This is a genomic window from Paraburkholderia sp. SIMBA_053, from assembly GCF_046534895.1.
In the GTDB taxonomy this organism is placed as follows: domain Bacteria; phylum Pseudomonadota; class Gammaproteobacteria; order Burkholderiales; family Burkholderiaceae; genus Paraburkholderia; species Paraburkholderia caledonica.
Genome location: NZ_JAWRXU010001205.1, coordinates 1 through 253, shown reverse-complemented (window position 1 = coordinate 253; position 253 = coordinate 1). Strand labels below are relative to the sequence as shown.

Annotated in this window: 1 pseudogene; it reads left to right on the top strand. The window is 62.8% G+C overall.

The window, feature by feature from the left end:
• A pseudogene (locus SB753_RS39460) lies at positions 1-253 on the top strand (aromatic ring-hydroxylating dioxygenase subunit alpha); the annotation flags it as partial.

Genomic DNA, 253 nt, shown 5'->3' with positions numbered 1-253 from the left:
AACCGAGGTCGCCGCGCATGGCGTGACGGTCTCGCGCTGGATGCGCGATGTCGACGTGGCGCCGTTCTATGCGCAGTTCGTCGGCTTCGAAGGGCGGTGCGACCGCAAGCAGCATTACGAAGTGCGCTTCCCGTCGCACGCGATCATCAAGGCGATCTTCACGCCGGCGGGAACGGGCGGCGACGATGCGCCGCTTCATCCCGACGTGTTCCTGATGAATTCGTATAACTTCATGACACCCGTCGACGAATCG